This window comes from Neobacillus vireti, from assembly GCF_036962345.1.
GTDB lineage: Bacteria > Bacillota > Bacilli > Bacillales > Cytobacillaceae > Neobacillus > Neobacillus vireti_A.
Window position 1 is genome coordinate 65,504 of the sequence record NZ_JBALNB010000025.1, and the last position, 20,360, is coordinate 85,863.

The following is a 20,360-nucleotide window of genomic DNA, read 5'->3' on the forward strand; positions in this document are numbered from 1 at the left end:
TCCTTTTATATTATATACATATTTCGAGCATTACTAGAAATAAATGACACGATTCAGCTATAAATGTTATCAAATTATGGATAATACATATGAAATAAATGTGAACGATCTGAAATTTAATATTTATTTAAGAACTTTACATTAAAATTGAATTATAAGAGCGGAAGGAAATGAAGAAGTGGACCAAAGAATAATTATGTGAAATTATTCACAATAGTAGAAGGGTATATATGTATGTAAAACTACATAAGAGCTGTTCCATACTGAGTTCCAATCGTTTTTACAAACTAAAGCAGGAAACGGAGGCATTAAGATATGTCTGAGGGCAGTCCTTTAAAAAATGTATTGAAAAATAAAATGCAGCGCAGGACCTTTTTAAAATGGTCTGGGGCAATTGGTGTTCCGGTTATCGCCGGCGGTGTAGGGACCAAATTATTGATAGATAAGCAAAAGGTTGAGAAAGCGGCTAGTGCAAGTGATTGGGATAGGGTTGTTTCTACCTGTAGTGTTAATAACTGTGGTGGTCGTTGTGTCATAAAGGCTTATGTAAAAGACGGAGTTGTAGTACGAGTGGCGACAGATACACAGGATAGCAGTGATCCATCGATTCCCCCACTCAGAGCATGTGTACGTGGCAGGAACTATCGAAATCTTCTCTATCATCCGGATCGCCTTAAGTATCCTATGAAACGTGTCGGAAAACGAGGTGAAGGAAAGTTTAAAAGAATTTCATGGGAAGAGGCTGTAGAAACTATCGCTTCTGAGGTGAAACGGATCGGGGATAAATATGGCCCTGAATCAAGATATGATAACTACTCATCAGGTCAGTGCTGGGGGCTGCATGGCGGCAGTACAGCAGTAAGAAAGTTGTTATCCGTCACCGGTGGTTTCCTCAACTTTCGAAATGATTACAGTTCCGGGGCAGGAAACGTTGCGACACCATACACCTATGGAACCAATAATTCTGGCAGCAGTTTCGATTCCTTGCTTCATTCAAAATACATTATTTTATGGGGGCAAAATCCATCCGAAATGATCTTCTCAACCCCCTATCGTGAATATTTACTGCAAGCAAAGAAAAATGGAGCAAAAATAGTCGTTATTGACCCTAGATATACGGATACAGCAATAACTTATGCAGATGAATGGATACCGATAAAACCGACAACGGATAATGCAATGATGGATGCGCTGGGTTATGTAATCGTCACAGAAAACTTACATGATCAAGCTTTTCTTGACAAGTACTGTGTAGGGTTTGACGGTGAACATATGCCTGAAGGAGTAGCAAAGGAAGAGTGCTTGAAAAGCTACCTATTAGGTGAGAAAGATGGGGTGGCTAAAACACCGGAGTGGGCAGAAAAAATTTGCGGAGTTCCTGCAGAAAAAATACGCGAAATTGCAAGAAATTATGCAGCCATTAAACCAGCTGCACTAATACAAGGCTGGGCAGCACAACGCCAGGCATACGGTGAGCAATTCATGCGCGGTGGTGCTCAGCTGGCTTGTTTAACAGGTAATGTTGGAAAGTTAGGCGGCTGGGCTGCAGGAACAGGTTATTGGAACCGTTCGAACATTGTTTATCCTATATCTTATGAAAACCCAGTAAAGGCTTCAATCCCTTGTTTCCTCTGGACAAAAGCAGTAGAACACGGAACAGAAATGACAGCAGCGGATGGGCTGCAAGGAACCGAAAAATTATCAACGAATATAAAGCTGATTTTTAATATGGCTGGAAATATGCTTATTAATCAGCATGCAGATATTAATAAAACGAAACAGCTTTTGGAGGATGAGAGTAAAGTAGAATTTATTGTTGTCAGTGATCTCTTTATGACTCCGAGTGCGAAATATGCAGATATCATCCTTCCCGGAACAACTTTCTTTGAACGATATGATATCGGTGTACCGTGGTGTTTTGGAGATTACGTAGTTTTTGGTGATAAAACCATAGATCCCCTCTATGAATGCAGAGACGAATATGATGTGTTTGCAGAAGTGGCTGAAAAACTAGGTGTTAAGGAGCAATATACTGAGGGCAGAACCATTCTCGATTTGGTAAAAGAAAGTGTAGAAAGAACAAGAAAAGAACTAGATCCTGCCTTTCCAACTTTTGAGGAATTTCGAAAAAAAGGGGTTCACCATTTTACATATGATGAGCCGCTAGTCGGCTTTAAGGCCCAAATAGATGACATTGAGAACAATCCTTTTGAGACACCTTCAGGCAAAATTGAACTGTTCTCAAAGAAATTATGGGACATGAACCAACATGAAGAAATTCCAGCTATCGCAAAATATATTCCTTCCTGGGAAGGACCAGAGGATCCATTAATTGAGAAATACCCATTGCAGCTAATTAGTTGGCATTATAAGCGCAGATGTCATTCTACCTATGATAATATGCCGTGGCTTGAGGAAGCTGCCAAGCAAGAAATGTGGTTAAATCCTAAAGATGCTGAGAAGCGTGGGATAAAGGATGGAGATAGAGTTAATGTATTTAATGAGAGAGGCAGTTTGTTTATCGATGTGAAGGTTACTGCACGTATCACTCCAGGAGTGGCAGGTATCCCTCAGGGGGCTTGGTATACACCTGATAAGTCAGGTGCTGACCAAAGGGGATCGGTAAACGTGTTAACCTCGCAGAGACCAACACCACTTGCAAAATCAAATCCACAATTAACAAACCTTGTTGAAGTGAAAAAAGCGTAGGGAGTGACAATCTTGGTCCAAATAGGATTTTATATCAATCAGAGCATTTGCCAAGGATGTAAGGCATGCAGTGTAGCATGTAAAGATAAAAACAATACAAAAGTTGGAATCAACTATCGCAGGGTTTACACGAAAGAGGAAGGGACCTATATGCAGCAGCCAACTGGAGGGATTGTTCATAATGTAATGTCGTTTTATTTTTCCATTTCATGCAATCATTGTGAGCAGCCAGTCTGCGTTCTAAGCTGTCCAACAGGTGCGATTACTAAGAGGGATGAAAATGGGGTTGTTACGATTGATAAGGAAATTTGTGTTGGAACACAGTTATGTGTGAAGGCTTGCCCTTATGGTGCTCCTCAATATAACAAAGAGACTTTTAAATCGAATAAATGTAACTTTTGTATCGATCTCCAGGAAAAAGGTGAAGACCCTGTATGTGTTGCAACTTGCCCGTTGGGAGCAATTGAATATGGTTCAATAGAAGAGCTTCGAAAGAAATATGGAAACATTAGCCAAATTAAAGGAATGCCAAGTGCAACAATTACGAAGCCAAACCTTGTAATTACACCGCACAGGGATGCAAAATTAGTTTAAGATTTCAAGTTAATGAGTTGGTGATATCATGTCGATCCTCGTGAAATGGCTGGAAAGCATGCATGAAGAAATGAATGTTTCCACTAAATGTTCCAGAGTACAAAATCGAAAATCAACTTGCAGTTTTTGTATAGAAAGATGTGAGCAAAACGCCTTTGAGATAAAAGACCATCTACTCGTCTTAGATACAAAGAAGTGTACGATGTGTGGTGAATGCATTATTGCCTGTCCATTATCAGCTCTTGAAGGATTGGTCAGTAACCGGGTTTTTCATAACCGAAGCTTAGTTTATGACCCGAACTATACACCTGAGATAAAAGAACTGCTCATTTATAAAAAAAGAGGAATGACATCGATTCAAGTTAGTAAGCAGCCATTGAGCACGGCATGGGAAACTGTATTATGTGATACAAATGAACAATTACAATTACTTGATGAATGTCCTATTATTGTTGTGGAAAAGGTAAGGGATGAGGTGTTATCCAGAAGATCCTTCTTTGGTTCTTTTCAGAAAGAAGGGAAACAACTGGCTAAAAAGATGGCTCCAGCCTCCTGGAAGATGGAGAAGGATGACTGGAAGCTGACAAAATATTATCCAGATTTTCAATTTTTCTCTGTAGAGTTGGACAAAGATAAATGCACACTGTGCCAGGCTTGCTTTTCACTCTGTAAGGAAGAAGTATTTCAACTTAAGGATGGCACCCTTCAGATTGAAAACAATAAATGTGTAGGATGCCTCTCTTGTGCGGAAGTTTGTCCGGAAAATGCGATTGAGATTTTAGCAGGTATAAGTGGAAAAAGTGAACGAGTAGAGAACGTTTATCAAAAGAATTGTCATGATTGCGGGCATAGTTTTTACTCCTTTTATGCAGAAACAACAAAGTGCCATGTATGTCTGAATAGAGATCCCGATTGGTTGAGTCCGTATTAGTATTTTTCGCATGATTTTGTTCCATTTGGTTAAATTATAGCCATCTTGATATTGGGTGGTGAGAATATTGACGAAACGGAATATTAAAACAAAATCTGGTTTACAAAGTGCCAAAAGCCTTTTGAGCGAAGAATTTGCAAATGAAATGACTCCACAAAACAAAAAAGCTAAAAAATCGAAACCAAACACATAGTTTTCAAATGAACATAAAGCGCTGGGAAAGTGCCCAGCGCTCGTTTTAATGTGCTTTTTTCTCACTGGGCTTGATTGCGAATATTGCCACAAATGCTGCTATAATACTTAGGCCGCTGAGCGTAATGAAAATCCAATAATTATCCTGTTTCATTAACAACGCAATAATCGGAGGGCCGGCTGCAACTCCGATAAATCTCATCGAGCTATATATAGAGGAAATTGTTCCTCGCTCCTCTTTCTCGATTCCTGCCGTAATTAAGGCATCTAGACACGGCAGACCAATCCCGATACCGATCCCGGCTATAAGAAACATACTTAGCATAAACCAAAGTTTAATTGAAAACCAAAGTGCCGCTATAGCTAGGGCTGCCGCAACAATACCTCCGAAAGTCAGCCATTTCATTAGTACCTTGTTATCCTTGATAACTTTTCCTGCAATAAACGATGATAAACAAAGCGCTCCAAGTGGCAGTGCAAGTAACAATCCTTTTTTTAGATCTTTTATCCCATATTCAGTTTCAAAGATTTCAGAAAGGTAAAATAATATGCCAAAAAGAACTAACATTAAAATACCGCCAATAAAAAAAATCGCATATAACCATTTTCCTTTTTCCGTAAATGTTTGTTTAATATTTGTAAAAAATTCCTTAAATGGAATAGCTTTTGCTTTTGACTTTGGACTTTTAACCAACAACATTACCATTATGACCGATATTGTACAAAAGACTGGAAATGAAAAGAACGGTAAAAACCAAAAAAAACCTGCTAGTAAGGAGCCCAAAATCGGGCTTAGAACTTTGCCGAAAGTATTCGAGGTTTCAATTAATCCTAGACAACTGCTGACATCATCTTCATTTTTAAACATATCGCCAACCAAAGGGAGTACAATTGGCATAGCTCCAGCTGCTCCCACACCTTGGAGCGCACGTCCGGCTAATATTACCCAATAGGCGTTTTCCAACTTCCAAGCGGCCCATCCAGAAATTAAACCGCCAATTCCAGCTATAATTAGACTGGGGATAATAACCTTTTTCCTTCCAATATGATCTGATAAATACCCTGCAACTGGGATTAAGAAAATGGCAACGATGGAATAAACCGTTATAATCATGCTCGTTTGGAAGGCAGTGATGGATAATTCTTTTTCCATTGAAGGCAGTACTGGTATTAACATCGAATTGCCAAGTGTCATAACTAATGGAATAGATGAAAGCGAGAGAATCGCCCACTTTTGTTTAGATAACTCACCTGTTTTTTTCTTTTTTCCAGCTGAGGAAGATTTGTTTCTCACCTCTGAATCCGGGAATAATCGTTCTGTAAAATCCATGATCTTCTTTCCCCGCCTTCATAATGATGTGCTAACGTTAATATTGACATCTTTATTTTAAAATAACTATCTAATAACAATCCTTTAAATGGAATAAAAAAAAGCTCACCTAAATTGAATTTTCTAATAATTAGTGTTGACAATAAGATTCAAAATGGTTTAATATAAAAATCAATAAGTGAAGGGCATTGATGAAGAGTAGTAACTTATACGGATTCTTTAGAGAGCTGATGGTTGGTGCAAATCAGTGTAGACGTATTAGTGAATGGACTTCGGAGCCTCCAAACCGAACCTCCTATAGGGTCAGTAGGCTTTGGCGAAGATCTCATCGTTAAAAGAGACAGATATTCAAGCAAATGCTTCGATATCGGTAAAGTGAGCTGATTTATTAGCTAATTAAGGTGGCACCACGGGTCTTCCGTCCTTTTAGGATGGAGGGCCCTTTTTGTTTTTATAAAAAAATAATTAAATCTGTGAGCAAGAGTAGTACACTTATTACATTCTTTTCAGAGAGTCGGGGAAGGTGAGAGCCCGGTAAGAATGGATTTGTCGAATGGACTTGCGAGAGGCTTCCTGAATTTACAGTAGGGCAGCACGGACTTCCACCGTTAAAAGGATAGGATATCGAGTGATAGCTCTGTATCTAAAAGAGAAAGCTGACATTCAGCTTCAAAGGGAGGTGGCACCACGGTCTAAGAATCGTCCTCTATATGCATAAAGTTTTTTATGCGTATAGAGGACGATTTTTTTATTTATTTACGAAAGGATGAATGGTACATGAAAACAAAAAGCGGACTTTTCATAAAAGAATTAAAAGGGGATACATTCACTCCTATTTCCATACTACAGAAAATTAGCGGAGATAAAAAATTTTTATTGGAAAGTTCACATAAATACCACGACTCTGGCCGGTATTCCATAATTGGATCTGACCCGGCATTTGAACTCATATCTTCGGGTGATTCCAATGAAATCTTATATCGAAATGGAGATAAAAATGTTTTAATAGGAAATCCACTTGAACTGATTAAAACATTGCTCCCAAGAATAGATGAAGCACCTTTCCCGTTCATTGGCGGGGCAGTAGGGTACGTAGGTTATGACATAATCCGTCAATTTGAAGTCATTGGTGAAGAATTCCCGAACGGTCTGCAAATGCCCGATGTCCATTTGATGTTTTATGAGGTTGTTATCGTTTTTGATCACCTTGAAGAAAAAATAACCATTTGTGGTCTTCCTTTAACAGATGATAGTGAAATTGAAAAAAGGATCGATCAAATAATTGTAGAACTGAAACAACCAGTAATTTATCAAGATGATTCTCCATTCGAATTTACAGGCTTTCAGTCAGAAACATCGAAAGAAGATTTTATAAAAAATGTAGAAATTGCGAAGGAGCACATCAAAGCTGGCGATATTTTTCAGGTGGTTCTCTCTAGACGGATGAAATCACCGTATCATGGCACACCGTTATCACTTTATCGCAAGCACCGTGCTCACAATCCAACGCCTTATATGTTTTATATTGATTTCGCTGGTTACACGGTAATAGGTTCATCACCTGAAAGCCTTATAAAAACTCAGGGATCACAGGTTTTCTCAAATCCAATCGCAGGTACAAAAAGAAGAGGAAAAACAACTGAGGAAGACCAGCTAATTGCAAAAGAATTGAAGAGTGACGAAAAAGAATTAGCGGAACATAAAATGCTCGTTGATCTCGGACGTAATGACTTAGGAAGAGTTTGTGAATTTGGCTCTGTAACTGTTGATAAGTATATGGAGGTTGAAAAGTTTCGGCATGTCATCCATCTCGTATCAGAAGTTAGCGGTACGTTAAAAGGAGAACATAGCAGTCTTAATGCTTTGGCAGCATGTCTCCCCGCAGGCACTGTATCAGGGGCACCGAAAATCAGGGCGATGGAGATTATTAATAAATTGGAGAAATCAAAACGAGGTCTTTATTCCGGTGCAATTGGTTATCTATCTGCTAATGGAAATATGGATTTTGCCCTGGCGATTCGAACGATGATACTAAAAGACAACACTGCTTATATACAGGCAGGTGCAGGAATTGTCCATGACTCCAACCCTGAATCTGAGTATGAAGAAACCATAAATAAATTAAAAGCCTTTTTGGAGGGTGAATAATGATTTTACTTATCGATAATTTTGACTCCTTTACGTTTAACCTTTATCAATATTTAGGTGAATTAGGTGAGGAAGTAACTGTTATTAGAAACAACCAGGTTACAATCCAACAGATAAAGGATATGAATCCGAAAGCCATTATTTTGTCACCGGGTCCTGGAAAACCAGAAGATGCAGGAATTTGTATTGAGGTGATTCAGAGTTTATATCAAGAAATTCCTATATTAGGAATTTGTTTAGGTCATCAAGCTATAGGAGCAGCATTTGGCAGTGAAATAAAAAGAGCTGAATATATAAAACATGGAAAAACATCGCAAATCACCCATATTGGCAGTGGAGTTTTTACGTATTTAACTTCCCCATTAGAAGTAATGCGCTACCATTCCTTGGTAATAGCTAAGGATAGTCTATCACCCGATTTGGAATGTGTCGCACATTCACTAGATGACCAAGAAATAATGGCAATCAAGCACCGTTACTACCCAGTATTCGGTTTGCAATTCCATCCTGAATCGATTGGTACACCAAATGGAAAGCAAATGTTGCAAAACTTTTTAACTGAAATAGAAGGGAAGAAGAGAAATGAAAAACTTTTTACTCCAATTAGCTGAAGGTGAATCTTTCTCAGAACCACAAATGAAAGAGGCAATGGACTTAATATTAGGGGAAGAGGTATCTGAAAGTGAAATTGCAGCCTTTTTAATGGGCTTAAAATCAAAAGGTGAAACAGTAGAAGAAATTACTGGAATCGTCAAGGGTCTTAAGGAGAATACACTCCCATTTCGTGAGAAGTTTCCGGATGTTTTAGATAACTGTGGCACCGGCGGAGATGGTTCTTCGAGCTTTAATATAAGCACTACATCAGCATTTGTAATTGCTGGAGCTGGTATTCCTGTGGCAAAGCATGGAAACCGCAGCATTTCAAGTAAAACAGGCAGTGCAGATGTACTGGAATATCTAGGCATTAATTTAAATTTACCTGTTGAGCGTACAGAAGAAATTCTCCATGAACTAGGAATTGCCTTCTTATTTGCGCCGCATGTACATCCAAAATTAAAGAAGATTATGACGGTTAGAAGACAATTAAGAATCCCTACGGTATTCAACTTTATTGGTCCACTTACCAATCCTATGGATTTGGACTACCAAGTACTTGGTGTTTATCGAAAAGACTTATTACCTGTATTTGCAGAAGTTCTGCAAAACCTAGGACGTAAACGTGCAGTAGTCATTAACGGAGCAGGATCAATGGATGAGGCGTCCCTGCAGGGTGAGAACTATCTGACTTTATTAGAGAATGGAGTTATTTCCACTCAAACCTTTGTACCAGAAGAAGTAGGACTTCCTCAATATGATAACAGCACGATTAAAGGCGGAGATTCTAAGGAAAATGCGGAGATTCTTAAAAAGGTTCTTTCAGGCGAAAAAGGAGCATGCCTTGACACTGTGTTATTAAATGCAGGAATCGGCATTTATACAAGCGGAAGGGCAGAAAGCATAAAGGATGGTATTAACATTGCTAGAGATGTAATTGATTCAGGTGCTGCCTATGAAAAGTTACACCAATTAATTGAATTGACAGCGAAAGCGGAAAGAGAGGCGATATAAGTGGAAACGATATTAGATCGGATAATTAAGGAAAAACAAAAAGAGGTCCTAAAACTTCGCGAAGGAGATTTGATAAAAGTAGAAGCGAAGCCAAAACGATCCTTTATCCAAAAATTACAGAATGCAGATGAAATTGCAATCATCTCCGAATTCAAACGTGCTTCTCCATCTAAAGGAATGATTAACAATGGAGTGGAACCTGCAGATCAAGCAACACACTACGAAAAGGCAGGTGCATCGGCTATATCCGTACTGACAGATACCACCTTTTTTAAAGGTTCATTTGCGGATTTAAAAGCGGTGAGGGCCGCAGTTGATCTGCCCATCCTTTGTAAGGATTTCATAATTGATTCTATTCAGATTGATCAGGCGCAAGCATTTGGTGCAGATATCATTCTTTTAATTGTTGCAGCACTGGATGAGAATACGCTGTCAAAACTGTATCAATATGCAAGAAGCTTGGATTTAGAGGTGTTAGTGGAGGTCCATAATCAAGAGGAATTAGAAAAAGCACTTAACCTTGGTGCCCAGCTGATTGGCGTTAATAATCGTGATTTAAAGACCTTTAACGTATCGCTTGACGTAACAGAGTCGCTTGCAAAATCAATAAAGGATATGGGTGCCTTCCTAATCAGCGAAAGTGGAATCCACCACAAGGAAGATGTGGAACGGGTACGCAATGCGGGAGCAAATGGAATTTTGGTCGGGGAAGCATTAATGAAGAGTCCAGATCTTGCTCAATCCTTCAGAGATTTCAGATTGCCGCTAAATGGAATGTTGAAATAATGAAAGTGAAAATTTGTGGAATTAAGGATCTTACTACCGCTTTGGCTGCGATCGATTATGGTGCTGATGCAATTGGTTTTGTTTTTGCAGAAAGCAAACGAAAGATCAGCGCCTCAAAAGCAAAAGACATCATAACTCATTTACCAAAAGAGGTGTTAAAGGTAGGGGTGTTTGTTAACGAGACAAAAGACAAGATAGAGGAAATTGCTGCAGCTGCAGGACTCACACATGTTCAATTACATGGGGATGAAACACCTGCTTTTAGCGAATCTCTATCGTTACCGGTCATCAAGGCAGTAAGTATTGAGAAAGATCTAAATTTAAAGGAAATAGAAGATTATCCTTGTGAATACTTGTTGGTGGACGGTCCGAAAGGGAAATACAGAGGGGGAAATGGCTTGTCCTTTGATTGGAACAGTATTACTGCAAAGAATCTTAAGGGAAAAAAAGTCATTCTAGCCGGAGGATTGCATGCAGAAAATGTGGAAGAAGCCATTAAGCTAATCCAACCATACATGGTCGATGTCAGCAGCGGTGTTGAAAGTGACGGAAAAAAGGATCTAGATAAAATCCAGACATTCATTAATAAGGCTAAAGGGAGCCAAACAGGAGGAACAAGGAATGAATTCATATACACTACCGAATGAAAAAGGGCAATTTGGTATTTATGGCGGAAGGTTTGTACCAGAAACGTTGATGAAAGCAGTTCTAGAGTTGGATGAAGCTTATAAAATTGCAAAAGATGACCCAAGCTTCCAAGCAGAAATAAATGGATACTTATCGGAATATGTCGGGAGAGAGACACCACTTTATTTCGCAAAAAATCTTACAAAATATGCTGGCGGTGCTCAAATTTATCTTAAGCGAGAGGACCTGAATCATACTGGCGCCCATAAAATTAACAACGCCATTGGTCAGGCACTTTTAGCGATTAGAATGGGTAAAAGAAAAATTGTTGCTGAAACGGGTGCAGGTCAGCATGGTGTGGCGACCGCAACAGTATGTGCATTGTTGAATCTTGAATGTATTATTTTTATGGGAGAAGAAGATATCAAACGACAAGCGTTAAATGTCTTCCGAATGGAGCTTCTTGGAGCGAAGGTTGTTAGTGTTACCTCTGGCAGCGCCACCTTAAAAGACGCAGTTAATGAAGCGTTACGCTACTGGGTTGAGCATGTGGATGATACTCACTATCTTCTAGGTTCAGTAATGGGACCACATCCATTTCCGGTTATGGTAAGAGATTTTCAGAGTGTAATTGGCAAGGAAACAAAACAGCAGTTTTCTGCACAAGAAGGAAGGCTTCCAGAAGCAGTCGTTGCCTGTATCGGCGGGGGCAGTAATGCTGCTGGAATGTTCCATCCGTTTATTGAGGACAAAGAAGTACGTCTAATTGGAGTAGAGGCAGCAGGACAAGGGGTAGACACTGCTTTCCATGCAGCATCACTGACAAAAGGAAAACCAGGAGTACTGCACGGGGCATTAATGTACTTACTGCAAGATGAGGAAGGCCAAATTATAGAGGCACATTCTGTTTCGGCGGGGCTTGATTATCCAGGAGTTGGACCTGAACATAGTTACTTAAAAGACAGTGGAAGAGCAGAATATCATTCCATTACAGATAAAGAAGCTTTAGACGCATTTCAGCTTCTCTCAAAACTAGAAGGAATCATCCCAGCACTTGAAAGTGCTCATGCCATCGCATTTGCGGTTAAACTTGCTGCTGAAATGAAGGAAACAGAGAATATCGTAGTATGCTTATCCGGTCGGGGGGATAAGGACGTAATGGCCGTTAAAGAAAGGTTAGAAAGGGAGAGAGTATAATGAATAGAATTGAACAATCATTCAAGATGTTAAAAGATCAGGAGCGGAAGGCTTTTATCCCCTATATTATGGCTGGAGATGGCGGGCTAAGCAACCTGACAGAGCGTCTTATTACGTTAGAAAAATTCGGTGCTACACTCATCGAAATTGGCGTTCCTTTTTCTGATCCAGTTGCAGACGGTCCGACCATTCAAGAAGCGGGCATAAGAGCGCTCCAAAATGGAACAACACTAAGAGGAATCATTAAAGAACTTGCAATGGCAAGGGATGTGGTGTCAATTCCTATCGTCCTTATGACATATTTAAATCCTATCTATGCCTATGGGATATCCGCATTTGCACAAGATATAGCGAACGCTGGGATAGACGGCTGTATCATTCCTGATCTTCCGATTGAAGAGGAGGACCTAATTGCAGATGAATTTGAAGACCTAGGAATTGAATTGATTAGACTTGTTACGTTGACCTCTCCAAAAGAAAGAATCAAAGAAATTTCAAGTCGAGGCAATGGATTTTTATATACAGTTACCGTTAAAGGGATCACGGGAACGAGAAACGAATTTGATCAAGAAGTAATAGAATTTTTAAAGACTGTGAAAGAAATTAGTCCAATTCCGGTAGTTGCTGGGTTTGGAATATCAACTGAAAAACAAATCCACGAGCTAACAGCCCATTGTGATGGAGTGATTGTCGGAAGTAAAATCGTCGATTTATTATATAAGGATGATTTAACTGAGTTGGAGAGCTTTATGTCTGTTCTTAAACCTGAAAAAAACGTCCGGTAATTTTTTTTAAGTCTGCCCCATTGTGGGTGGACTTTTTTAATTGGCAAAAAGCAAAATGTAATAGCATGTATATCAATTGGCAGGATTGTATTCTTGATACCATCGTATATCTCTTATATAATTAGACTATACTTTTAATGAACTTCTAGCATTTATGTATTAGGGATATCCCTTTCTGTTTTGATTTTAAACTTCCATTTTTGGAAGTTTTGTTTGTTTTATAGAAAATTTGAGGAGTTAATATAAATGAAGGATATTACAGTTGAGGAACTACTAACGAGGAAGAATACAATCATCATTGATATTCGTTCACCTATTGAGTTTAAGGATGGTGCAATTCCTGGGGCAATTAATATTCCTTTATTTACGGATGAAGAGCGAGAGGTTATTGGTACCATCTATAAACACGAAGGACAGGCAGCAGCAAAATGGCGGGCAATGGAGTTTGTTTCACCTAAAATTCCTAGTCTTCTGAAACAAATTAAAGAAGCGATGTCAGACGGGGAAGAATTAGTGGTCCATTGTTGGCGCGGGGGAATGCGCAGCAAGGCAGTTGTTACCTTTTTAGAGTTTGCAGGTATCTATGCTATGAAATTAGAAGGCGGTTATAAAGCTTACCGTCAATTTATTCTAAAAGAAATCCCGACTATGTTTCCAGAAACAGCAGTTGTATTACATGGTTTAACAGGTGTAGGTAAAACGGAGGTCTTGAAAAAATTGAAGTCACTGTGTTACCCGACACTAGATCTTGAGGAAATGGCTGCACATCGAGGCTCTATTTTTGGAACGATTGGGATCGGGGAAGGTAATAATCAAAAGATATTTGATTCACTTTTATACAAGGAACTCCAAGAAATAAAAGGTTCTGCTTATTTTGTCATGGAAGCAGAAAGCAAACGAATTGGGAAAGCCGCTCAGCCTGAAGAGCTTATGAATAAAAAAATGAAGGGTATCAATATATACATCCACACACCTTTAGAACAAAGAGTTAAGCAATTAGTGAATGAATATGTCTTGCCCTATCAGAATGAACCTTGGTATCACAGTCAAATCTCGATTGGAATTGAAAAAATTCTAAGACGGATAAAAGATAATGACATAAAAAAAGCATTAATTCATTCATTAGAAAATAAGGAATATCAAGGGATGATTGGTATTTTGCTCGAACATTATTACGATCCGCGCTATGATTATGCAACCCACGAATATGATGGGAAATTCATCGATATCCATGCAGATGATTCGGACGATGCCAGCATGAAGGTGATAGCGGAATTAGATAAGCTAATGGTAAAAAAGAACAAGGAAATTAAAGGGAGAATCTGAGCTTGTATTGGGAAAATTTCATATTTATTTCATGGAATTGTAACGAATGAGCGAAAATTCTAAATTCTTCCACAGCTATTTTTCCTTATTAGATATTATAATAGAAGTATAATCTCTAATAGAAAGGAAGCTTGCTTAAAATGAGGGCGTCAAAATTTCACCACCACCGCTTGGTTGATTGTCAGGAACATGTTGCCTATACAACGGAAGATGGTATTAATATGTTCAGTAGAAGTACCATAATTCAAACTTGCCTAAATTGTGGACATACGGAATTACCTAGCGAGGTAAAAGAATTAATCGACTCATCTCAGAGCGAAAAAAGGAAGAACCCTTTATTCCCAACTAAACTGTTTGAATTAACAAAAGGATTTTTATAACTGTTTTAAGGCCGGATTACCGGCCTTTTATTTTTGTATGAAAAAGCCGCCGATTGCTCGGCGGCTCTTAAGTATGAAAGTATCATTTATTGATTTTTAAATGGCCTCAATCCACGACGTTTGATTTCATCTTTTAATATCCTTATCCATTCTTTTTCCTTTCCAGATTTTAAAGCATCCCGATACGTTACCACCAACAGCTCGTTACTCATTATTTTCAATTTGACAAGCCCTCCTCGGAATAATGGATTGAATATTCAGTTTTTAATATTGTAATCGTTTTCTTAACATTTGAGAACCTTTTTCACAAATTTGTCATATTAAAAACATTAAAATATTTATTATGACACCAATGAAATATAGTTGCACTACACTGTTCCATTTGATTATACTTAGGAATAGTTATCAACGGAAAGGAACGGTGCAAGCATGATTCATTTAACATGGCGTGAGCGTGAGACCGTAAAAAAAGTAAAATGTGTCCATACAGATGCAAAAAAATATATTGTAAATAATGCCCTAACGGCTGGAAAAACCTATGAGGTTAAAAATGAAACCGAAGAGTTTTATTATATTATCGACAATACCGGAAAAGTAGGCGGATTTTACAAAGAATATTTTCAAAATCTTGACTGATGGCTCACGCCTACAGTCTATTTTTTTACAAAGAAACGGGAGGATATGGAGAAATGGAGTTGTGGAATGAGCTTTTTGAGTTAAAAGGGGAAATGGTACGATTAGTTCCAATCAGCCTCGAGCATCTCGAAGGATTGTGGGAAGCAGCTAAACACGACAAAATATGGACCTATATGGCTACTACGATAAGAAGTAAAGATGAAATGGAGAAGATGATTGTTTCAGCTATGCTGAATCGGGAAAAAGGGATTGATTACACTTTTACAGTTGTGAATCAAGAGGACCGCATTATTGGCAGTACCCGATATCTTGATATTTTACCAGAACATAGTAGTGTAGAAATCGGCTCTACTTGGTATCGTCCGGAATTTTGGAGAACAAGAGTAAATACAGAATGTAAATACCTGCTTTTACGACATGCATTTGAAGTCTGGGAACTAAGGCGTGTTCAACTTAAAACAGATTCCAGAAACCTCCGTTCACAAGGTGCAATTGAACGAATAGGTGCAGTAAAAGAAGGAACACTCCGGAAGGATCGGAAAATTTCTGGTGGATATGTTCGTGATACTGTCTTCTATAGCATTCTTCAAGAGGAGTGGGGAACTGTAAAGCAGGAATTAGCAAGGAAACTTAGTGTACAGTAAAAAGAAGCATTGAGCTCCAATGCTTCTTTTTACTATTACGAATTTGTACTAGCATTCATTTCTGTATTTTTTACTTTCCGATATAGTTTTCTGCTTAACCAGGTTTGTAGAATTAAAAACGTACCGCCTACTGCCCAATATAGCGGTAGCGCTGCCGGTGAACTAAATGAAAACATGACGATCATGAGTGGAGACAACAGCCCCATAAATTTCATTTGCTGTTGCTGAGCAGCTGGCATACTAGACTGAGAAACTTTAAATTGGAAATAATAAATCACACCCGCAAGCAGGGTAATGATGATATCAGGGTCTCCAAGGCTAAACCATAGGAAACGGTGACTTGCAATCTCTTCAGAACCACGAATCGCATAATAAAATCCTGTAAGAATTGGCATTTGAATCAAAAGGGGTAAACAGCCCATATTTAAAGGATTGACACCGTGCTTTTGATATAGACCCATCAGTTCCTGCTGCAACTCTTGTTTCTTTTTTGAATCTTTTTCCGCTTTTAGCTTGGCTTGAATAGCTTCCATTTCTGGTTTCAGACCATCCATTTTTTCTTTCATATCCATTTGGCTTCTATATTGCTTAAGCATAAACGGCATTAATACAAGTCTAATAAGTAGAGTAATGAGAATAATAGATAATCCATAGTTTCCATTGAACAGCTCCGCTAAATAGTGAATAGAAACAATAAACGGTTCAACAAAATACGAATGGAAAAATCCGGTGTTTTTGCCGTCTGCTGCTGAACAGGCTGAAAGAAAGAAAGTCATTAATGTTATCAGTAGTATTGTCAGTAAAGAACGCTTTTTTATCATATTTCCTCCTAGGGTTGTTTAAGTTGTTTTTACTTGGTATAGGAAGGAGGAAATAGGTTCATCTGTATCATCCTGTGAACTTTCTTTTCTACGAATGTATTTAAAAATTCGAATAAGAATAATATTGCTATTTACAGAGCCATTCTTTTTATAGGTTAATAATGGGTGATTTATTTTTGTATGTGCAGGCTCGCTTATGGAACCCATAAAGCAATACTCCACATTCCACGCCCAAAGTAATTTGATAATTACCCCAAAATATAAACTCAGATAAATGGTTTCTAATGCGTTAGTATCAGTAAAATCAATGAGCAGCTGGTACAAAAATAATCACCTCGCTTTTTGCTGTTAATGTTATGAGTATAATGGAGATGAAGTAAAGAAGCAATTGAATTCTACTGGGAAAAACATTGTAGAAATATTCATTCAAAATAAGAAAAATGCTGCCTTCTAAGCAGCATTTTTCTTATTTTGTCATTAATGGTTTGTTCCAGTGGGTAGTAATCATTTTGTAGGCGAAATCTACGTTTTCCTCTGATGGTGGCTCAACATGATGTAATGGATATTCAAGTCCAAGTGCCTCCCATTTATAAACTCCAAGCTTATGGTAGGGAAGAATTTCGATCTTTTGTACATTTTCCAGTGTACCAATAAATTCTCCAAGCTTTTGAAGATCCTGAGGATCATCGGAAACGGTAGGAACCAGAACATGGCGAACCCAAACGGGTACTTTATGGTCAGATAAAAACTTGGCAAATTCAAGAATATGGTCATTAGCCATCCCGGTTAATTGAATATGTTTTTTGCGGTTGATATGTTTTAAATCCAGTAAAATCAGGTCTGTATACTGTAATAACTCTTCAAGCTGTTCAATAAATAATTTAGAATGCGAGAAACAGCCTCCAGAAGAGTCGATTGTAGTATGAATCCCTTTCTTTTTACATTCTTTAAACAATTCTATGAGAAATGGCAGTTGTAATAGTGGTTCCCCGCCACTAACCGTGATTCCTCCACCAGAGGACTGAATGAAGGGAAGGTAGGACATAAGATCATCCATGATTTCGGAAACAGACATCTGCTTGCCGCTGCCGATTTCCCATGTATCAGCATTATGGCAAAACTGACAGCGTAAAAGGCAGCCTTGTGTAAAGACAACATATCGTATACCTGGTCCGTCGACAGTTCCTAATGTTTCGATAGAATGAATATTTCCGTTCATGATGATGATCCCCCTTTATTTTTAAAGCAGGAGCCCTTTTAAAAGAGCTCCGTATTACGAATTAAAGTGATTCGTGGAAAGTACGATTGATTACATCTAATTGCTGTTCTTTTGTTAATTTGATGAAGTTAACCGCATATCCAGAAACACGAATAGTTAATTGTGGATATAATTCTGGATGTTCCATGGCATCCATTAATGTTTCCTTATTAAATACGTTGACATTTAGATGGTGACCGGTTTTAATGGCATATCCGTCTAAGATAGAAACTAAGTTGCGAACCTGACTTTCTTCTTCTTTTCCTAATGCTTTCGGAACGATAGAAAAAGTATTAGAAATTCCGTCCATTGCTGAGCTGTATGGCAGTTTAGCAACGGAAGATAGAGAAGCAAGTGTACCTTTGGTATCACGGCCATGCATTGGGTTTGCACCTGGTGCAAATGGTTCGCCAGTACGACGGCCATCCGGTGTATTTCCAGTCTTCTTACCATATACAACGTTTGAAGTAATCGTCAAGATTGACATAGTATGAACGGAATCACGGTAGGTTTGGTGCTTACGCAGCTTTTTCATAAATGTTTCTACGATCTCCACCGCAATGCTGTCAACCCGATCATCGTTGTTTCCGTATTTAGGGTAATCGCCAGTTATTTCAAAATCAATCGCAAGACCGTTTTCATCGCGAATGACTTTTACTTCACCATATTTGATGGCACTTAAGGAGTCAGCTACAACACTTAAACCGGCAATACCTGTTGCCATAGTACGTAAGATTTGAGTATCGTGTAATGCCATTTCAATTCTTTCGTAGCTGTACTTATCGTGCATATAGTGAATGACATTTAGGGTGTTGATATAAAGACCTGCAAGCCATTCCATCATTAGGTCAAACTTTTGCATTACTTCCTCATAGTTCAATACTTCAGAAGTGATTGGCTGATATTGTGGACCAACTTGGATTTTTAGTTTTTCATCTACACCGCCGTTAATGGAGTAGAGCAGGGCTTTTGCAAGGTTTGCACGAGCGCCAAAGAATTGCATTTGTTTGCCGATTTCCATCGCGGATACACAGCAAGCAATACCATAATCATCGCCATATTCAGGACGCATAATATCATCATTTTCATATTGGATAGAACTTGTTTTAATTGACATTTTTGCACAATATTTTTTAAAGTTTTCAGGCAGCTGTGGTGACCATAAGACAGTTAAGTTTGGTTCTGGAGCTGGACCTAAATTATCTAATGTGTGTAGGAAACGGAAAGAGGTCTTTGTTACAAGTGAACGACCATCTTGAGCCAAACCGCCAATTGATTCTGTTACCCAAGTTGGGTCACCGCTGAATAATTCATTATAATCAGGAGTACGAGCAAACTTCACTAAACGTAGCTTCATAACAAAATGGTCGACCAGCTCCTGTGCTTCTACCTCTGTTAAAGTGCCATTTTCTAAGTCTCTCTCTACATAAATGTCTAGGAAAGTTGATACACGGCCAAGACTCATTGCGGCACCGTTTTGCTCTTTAATAGCAGCTAAGTAACCAAAGTATAACCATTGGAATGCTTCTGCAGCTGTTGTTGCTGGCTGAGAAATATCAAAGCCATGACTGCTGGCCATTTCTTTTAATTCTTTTAATGCACGAATTTGCTCAGCGACTTCTTCACGAAGACGCATATTGTCTTCTGTCATAACTTTGCTTGTATTTTTTTTATCTATTTGTTTTTCGTTGATTAAGAAATCAACACCATATAATGCAACACGACGATAGTCACCGATAATTCGTCCGCGGCCATAAGCATCAGGAAGTCCTGTTATAATCGCAGCTTTACGAGCAAGTGTCATTTCGTCTGTGTATGCATCAAAAACACCTTGGTTGTGAGTTTTACGGAACTCAGTAAAGAATCTTTCGATTTCTGGGTTTAACTCATAACCATAAGATTCTAATGCAGCTTTAGCCATGCGGATTCCGCCGAAAGGCTGCATTGAACGATTAAATGGCTTGTCAGTTTGTACACCAACCACTTTTTCAAGTTCCTCATTAAGGTAACCAGGAGTATGAGAAGTAATAGTAGATACTGTTTCAGAATCCATGTCAAGGACTCCGCCTTTTTCACGTTCCTGTTTTGTTAATTCCATTACTTGTTCCCAAAGCTTGTTTGTTGCGTCAGTTGCACCTGCAAGGAAACTGTCGTCACCTTCGTATTGATTATAGTTTTTAAGTATGAAATCACGTACGTTAACTTCTTTTGTCCAAGTACCTTTTGTGAAACCTTTCCATTGTTCCATGTTTATTCACCTCGTAAGTTTATATAAAAAGTTACTATTACAGTGTTTCTTTCTATTTCTTAACTAGAGTGTAACAGATTTTTTGTGAATGCAATCGCACATATTGTTAACAAATTGTGAAGTCATGTTTATAAGGGTTT

At 38.5% G+C, this 20,360-nt stretch carries 20 protein-coding genes and 2 other annotated features; of the genes, 14 read left to right on the plus strand and 6 right to left on the minus strand.

What is annotated here, in order from left to right:
• The first annotated feature begins 315 nt into the window (after positions 1–315).
• The 4 genes from V7108_RS25285 to V7108_RS25300 all read left to right on the plus strand — a co-directional run bounded on the left by V7108_RS25285 (position 316) and on the right by V7108_RS25300 (position 4,427).
• Positions 316–2,709 (plus strand): DMSO/selenate family reductase complex A subunit, encoded by a 2,394-nt coding sequence (locus V7108_RS25285; protein WP_335569746.1) that lies wholly within the window; start codon positions 316–318, stop codon positions 2,707–2,709.
• 12 nt (positions 2,710–2,721) lie between these two features.
• Positions 2,722–3,303, plus strand: coding sequence for a DMSO/selenate family reductase complex B subunit (locus tag V7108_RS25290; RefSeq protein ID WP_335569747.1), 582 nt, complete (start codon positions 2,722–2,724; stop codon positions 3,301–3,303).
• 28 nt (positions 3,304–3,331) lie between these two features.
• Positions 3,332–4,234 (plus strand): 4Fe-4S binding protein, encoded by a 903-nt coding sequence (locus tag V7108_RS25295; RefSeq protein ID WP_335569748.1) that lies wholly within the window; start codon positions 3,332–3,334, stop codon positions 4,232–4,234.
• 67 nt (positions 4,235–4,301) lie between these two features.
• Positions 4,302–4,427, plus strand: a complete 126-nt coding sequence (locus V7108_RS25300) for a hypothetical protein (protein ID WP_335515848.1) — start codon at positions 4,302–4,304, stop codon at positions 4,425–4,427.
• 45 nt (positions 4,428–4,472) lie between these two features.
• On the opposite strand, the gene V7108_RS25305 is transcribed toward V7108_RS25300, so the two are convergent.
• Entirely contained in the window at positions 4,473–5,756 is a 1,284-nt protein-coding gene (locus V7108_RS25305) for an MFS transporter (RefSeq protein WP_335569749.1), read from the minus strand.
• A 179-nt stretch (positions 5,757–5,935) separates the two neighbouring features.
• Positions 5,936–6,185 (plus strand) — a binding site (T-box leader).
• Positions 6,186–6,220: 35 nt separating this feature from the next.
• Positions 6,221–6,466 (plus strand) — a binding site (T-box leader).
• 67 nt (positions 6,467–6,533) lie between these two features.
• Between V7108_RS25305 and trpE the strand changes: the two genes are divergently transcribed.
• The 8 genes from trpE to mnmH all read left to right on the plus strand — a co-directional run bounded on the left by trpE (position 6,534) and on the right by mnmH (position 14,233).
• Entirely contained in the window at positions 6,534–7,904 is a 1,371-nt protein-coding gene (trpE, locus tag V7108_RS25310; RefSeq protein ID WP_335569750.1) for an anthranilate synthase component I, read from the plus strand.
• Positions 7,904–8,515, plus strand: a complete 612-nt coding sequence (locus V7108_RS25315; protein ID WP_335569751.1) for an anthranilate synthase component II — start codon at positions 7,904–7,906, stop codon at positions 8,513–8,515. The genes trpE and V7108_RS25315 overlap by 1 nt, the downstream gene beginning before the upstream one ends.
• Positions 8,487–9,512 (plus strand): anthranilate phosphoribosyltransferase, encoded by a 1,026-nt coding sequence (gene trpD / locus V7108_RS25320; RefSeq protein WP_335569752.1) that lies wholly within the window; start codon positions 8,487–8,489, stop codon positions 9,510–9,512. The genes V7108_RS25315 and trpD overlap by 29 nt, the downstream gene beginning before the upstream one ends.
• The gene (gene trpC / locus V7108_RS25325; protein ID WP_335569753.1) at positions 9,513–10,298 is read left to right on the plus strand and encodes an indole-3-glycerol phosphate synthase TrpC; all 786 of its coding nucleotides are present in this window, start codon (positions 9,513–9,515) and stop codon (positions 10,296–10,298) included.
• A complete protein-coding gene (locus V7108_RS25330; RefSeq protein ID WP_335569754.1) occupies positions 10,298–10,945 on the plus strand; it encodes a phosphoribosylanthranilate isomerase in 648 nt (215 codons plus the stop codon). Before trpC ends, V7108_RS25330 begins: the two co-directional genes overlap by 1 nt.
• Positions 10,920–12,122: a tryptophan synthase subunit beta gene (gene trpB, locus V7108_RS25335; RefSeq protein WP_335569755.1), complete on the plus strand. Its 1,203-nt coding sequence runs from the start codon at positions 10,920–10,922 to the stop codon at positions 12,120–12,122. The genes V7108_RS25330 and trpB overlap by 26 nt, the downstream gene beginning before the upstream one ends.
• Positions 12,122–12,907: a tryptophan synthase subunit alpha gene (gene trpA, locus V7108_RS25340; protein ID WP_335569756.1), complete on the plus strand. Its 786-nt coding sequence runs from the start codon at positions 12,122–12,124 to the stop codon at positions 12,905–12,907. Before trpB ends, trpA begins: the two co-directional genes overlap by 1 nt.
• 246 nt (positions 12,908–13,153) lie before the next feature.
• Positions 13,154–14,233, plus strand: a complete 1,080-nt coding sequence (gene mnmH / locus V7108_RS25345; protein WP_335569757.1) for a tRNA 2-selenouridine(34) synthase MnmH — start codon at positions 13,154–13,156, stop codon at positions 14,231–14,233.
• A gap of 466 nt (positions 14,234–14,699) precedes the next feature.
• On the opposite strand, the gene sda is transcribed toward mnmH, so the two are convergent.
• Positions 14,700–14,825: a sporulation histidine kinase inhibitor Sda gene (gene sda, locus V7108_RS25350; protein WP_420489045.1), complete on the minus strand. Its 126-nt coding sequence runs from the start codon at positions 14,823–14,825 to the stop codon at positions 14,700–14,702.
• A 217-nt stretch (positions 14,826–15,042) separates the two neighbouring features.
• On the opposite strand from sda, the gene V7108_RS25355 reads away from it, so the two are divergent.
• Both V7108_RS25355 and V7108_RS25360 read left to right on the plus strand, forming a co-directional pair.
• Positions 15,043–15,249 carry a DUF6501 family protein gene (locus V7108_RS25355; protein WP_335512343.1) on the plus strand — a complete coding sequence of 69 codons (207 nt, stop codon included), beginning with the start codon at positions 15,043–15,045 and terminating at the stop codon, positions 15,247–15,249.
• Between the two features lie 53 nt (positions 15,250–15,302).
• Positions 15,303–15,893 (plus strand): GNAT family N-acetyltransferase, encoded by a 591-nt coding sequence (locus V7108_RS25360; RefSeq protein ID WP_335569758.1) that lies wholly within the window; start codon positions 15,303–15,305, stop codon positions 15,891–15,893.
• Between the two features lie 35 nt (positions 15,894–15,928).
• Here V7108_RS25360 and yidC read toward each other — a convergent pair whose 3' ends face one another.
• The 4 genes from yidC to pflB form a co-directional block, all read right to left on the minus strand.
• A complete protein-coding gene (gene yidC, locus V7108_RS25365; protein WP_335569759.1) occupies positions 15,929–16,714 on the minus strand; it encodes a membrane protein insertase YidC in 786 nt (261 codons plus the stop codon).
• A gap of 18 nt (positions 16,715–16,732) precedes the next feature.
• Positions 16,733–16,921: a hypothetical protein gene (locus tag V7108_RS25370; RefSeq protein WP_335512346.1), complete on the minus strand. Its 189-nt coding sequence runs from the start codon at positions 16,919–16,921 to the stop codon at positions 16,733–16,735.
• Between the two features lie 259 nt (positions 16,922–17,180).
• The gene (pflA, locus tag V7108_RS25375; protein WP_335569760.1) at positions 17,181–17,933 is read right to left on the minus strand and encodes a pyruvate formate-lyase-activating protein; all 753 of its coding nucleotides are present in this window, start codon (positions 17,931–17,933) and stop codon (positions 17,181–17,183) included.
• Between the two features lie 61 nt (positions 17,934–17,994).
• Positions 17,995–20,220 (minus strand): formate C-acetyltransferase, encoded by a 2,226-nt coding sequence (gene pflB, locus V7108_RS25380; RefSeq protein ID WP_335569761.1) that lies wholly within the window; start codon positions 20,218–20,220, stop codon positions 17,995–17,997.
• Positions 20,221–20,360: the final 140 nt, after the last annotated feature.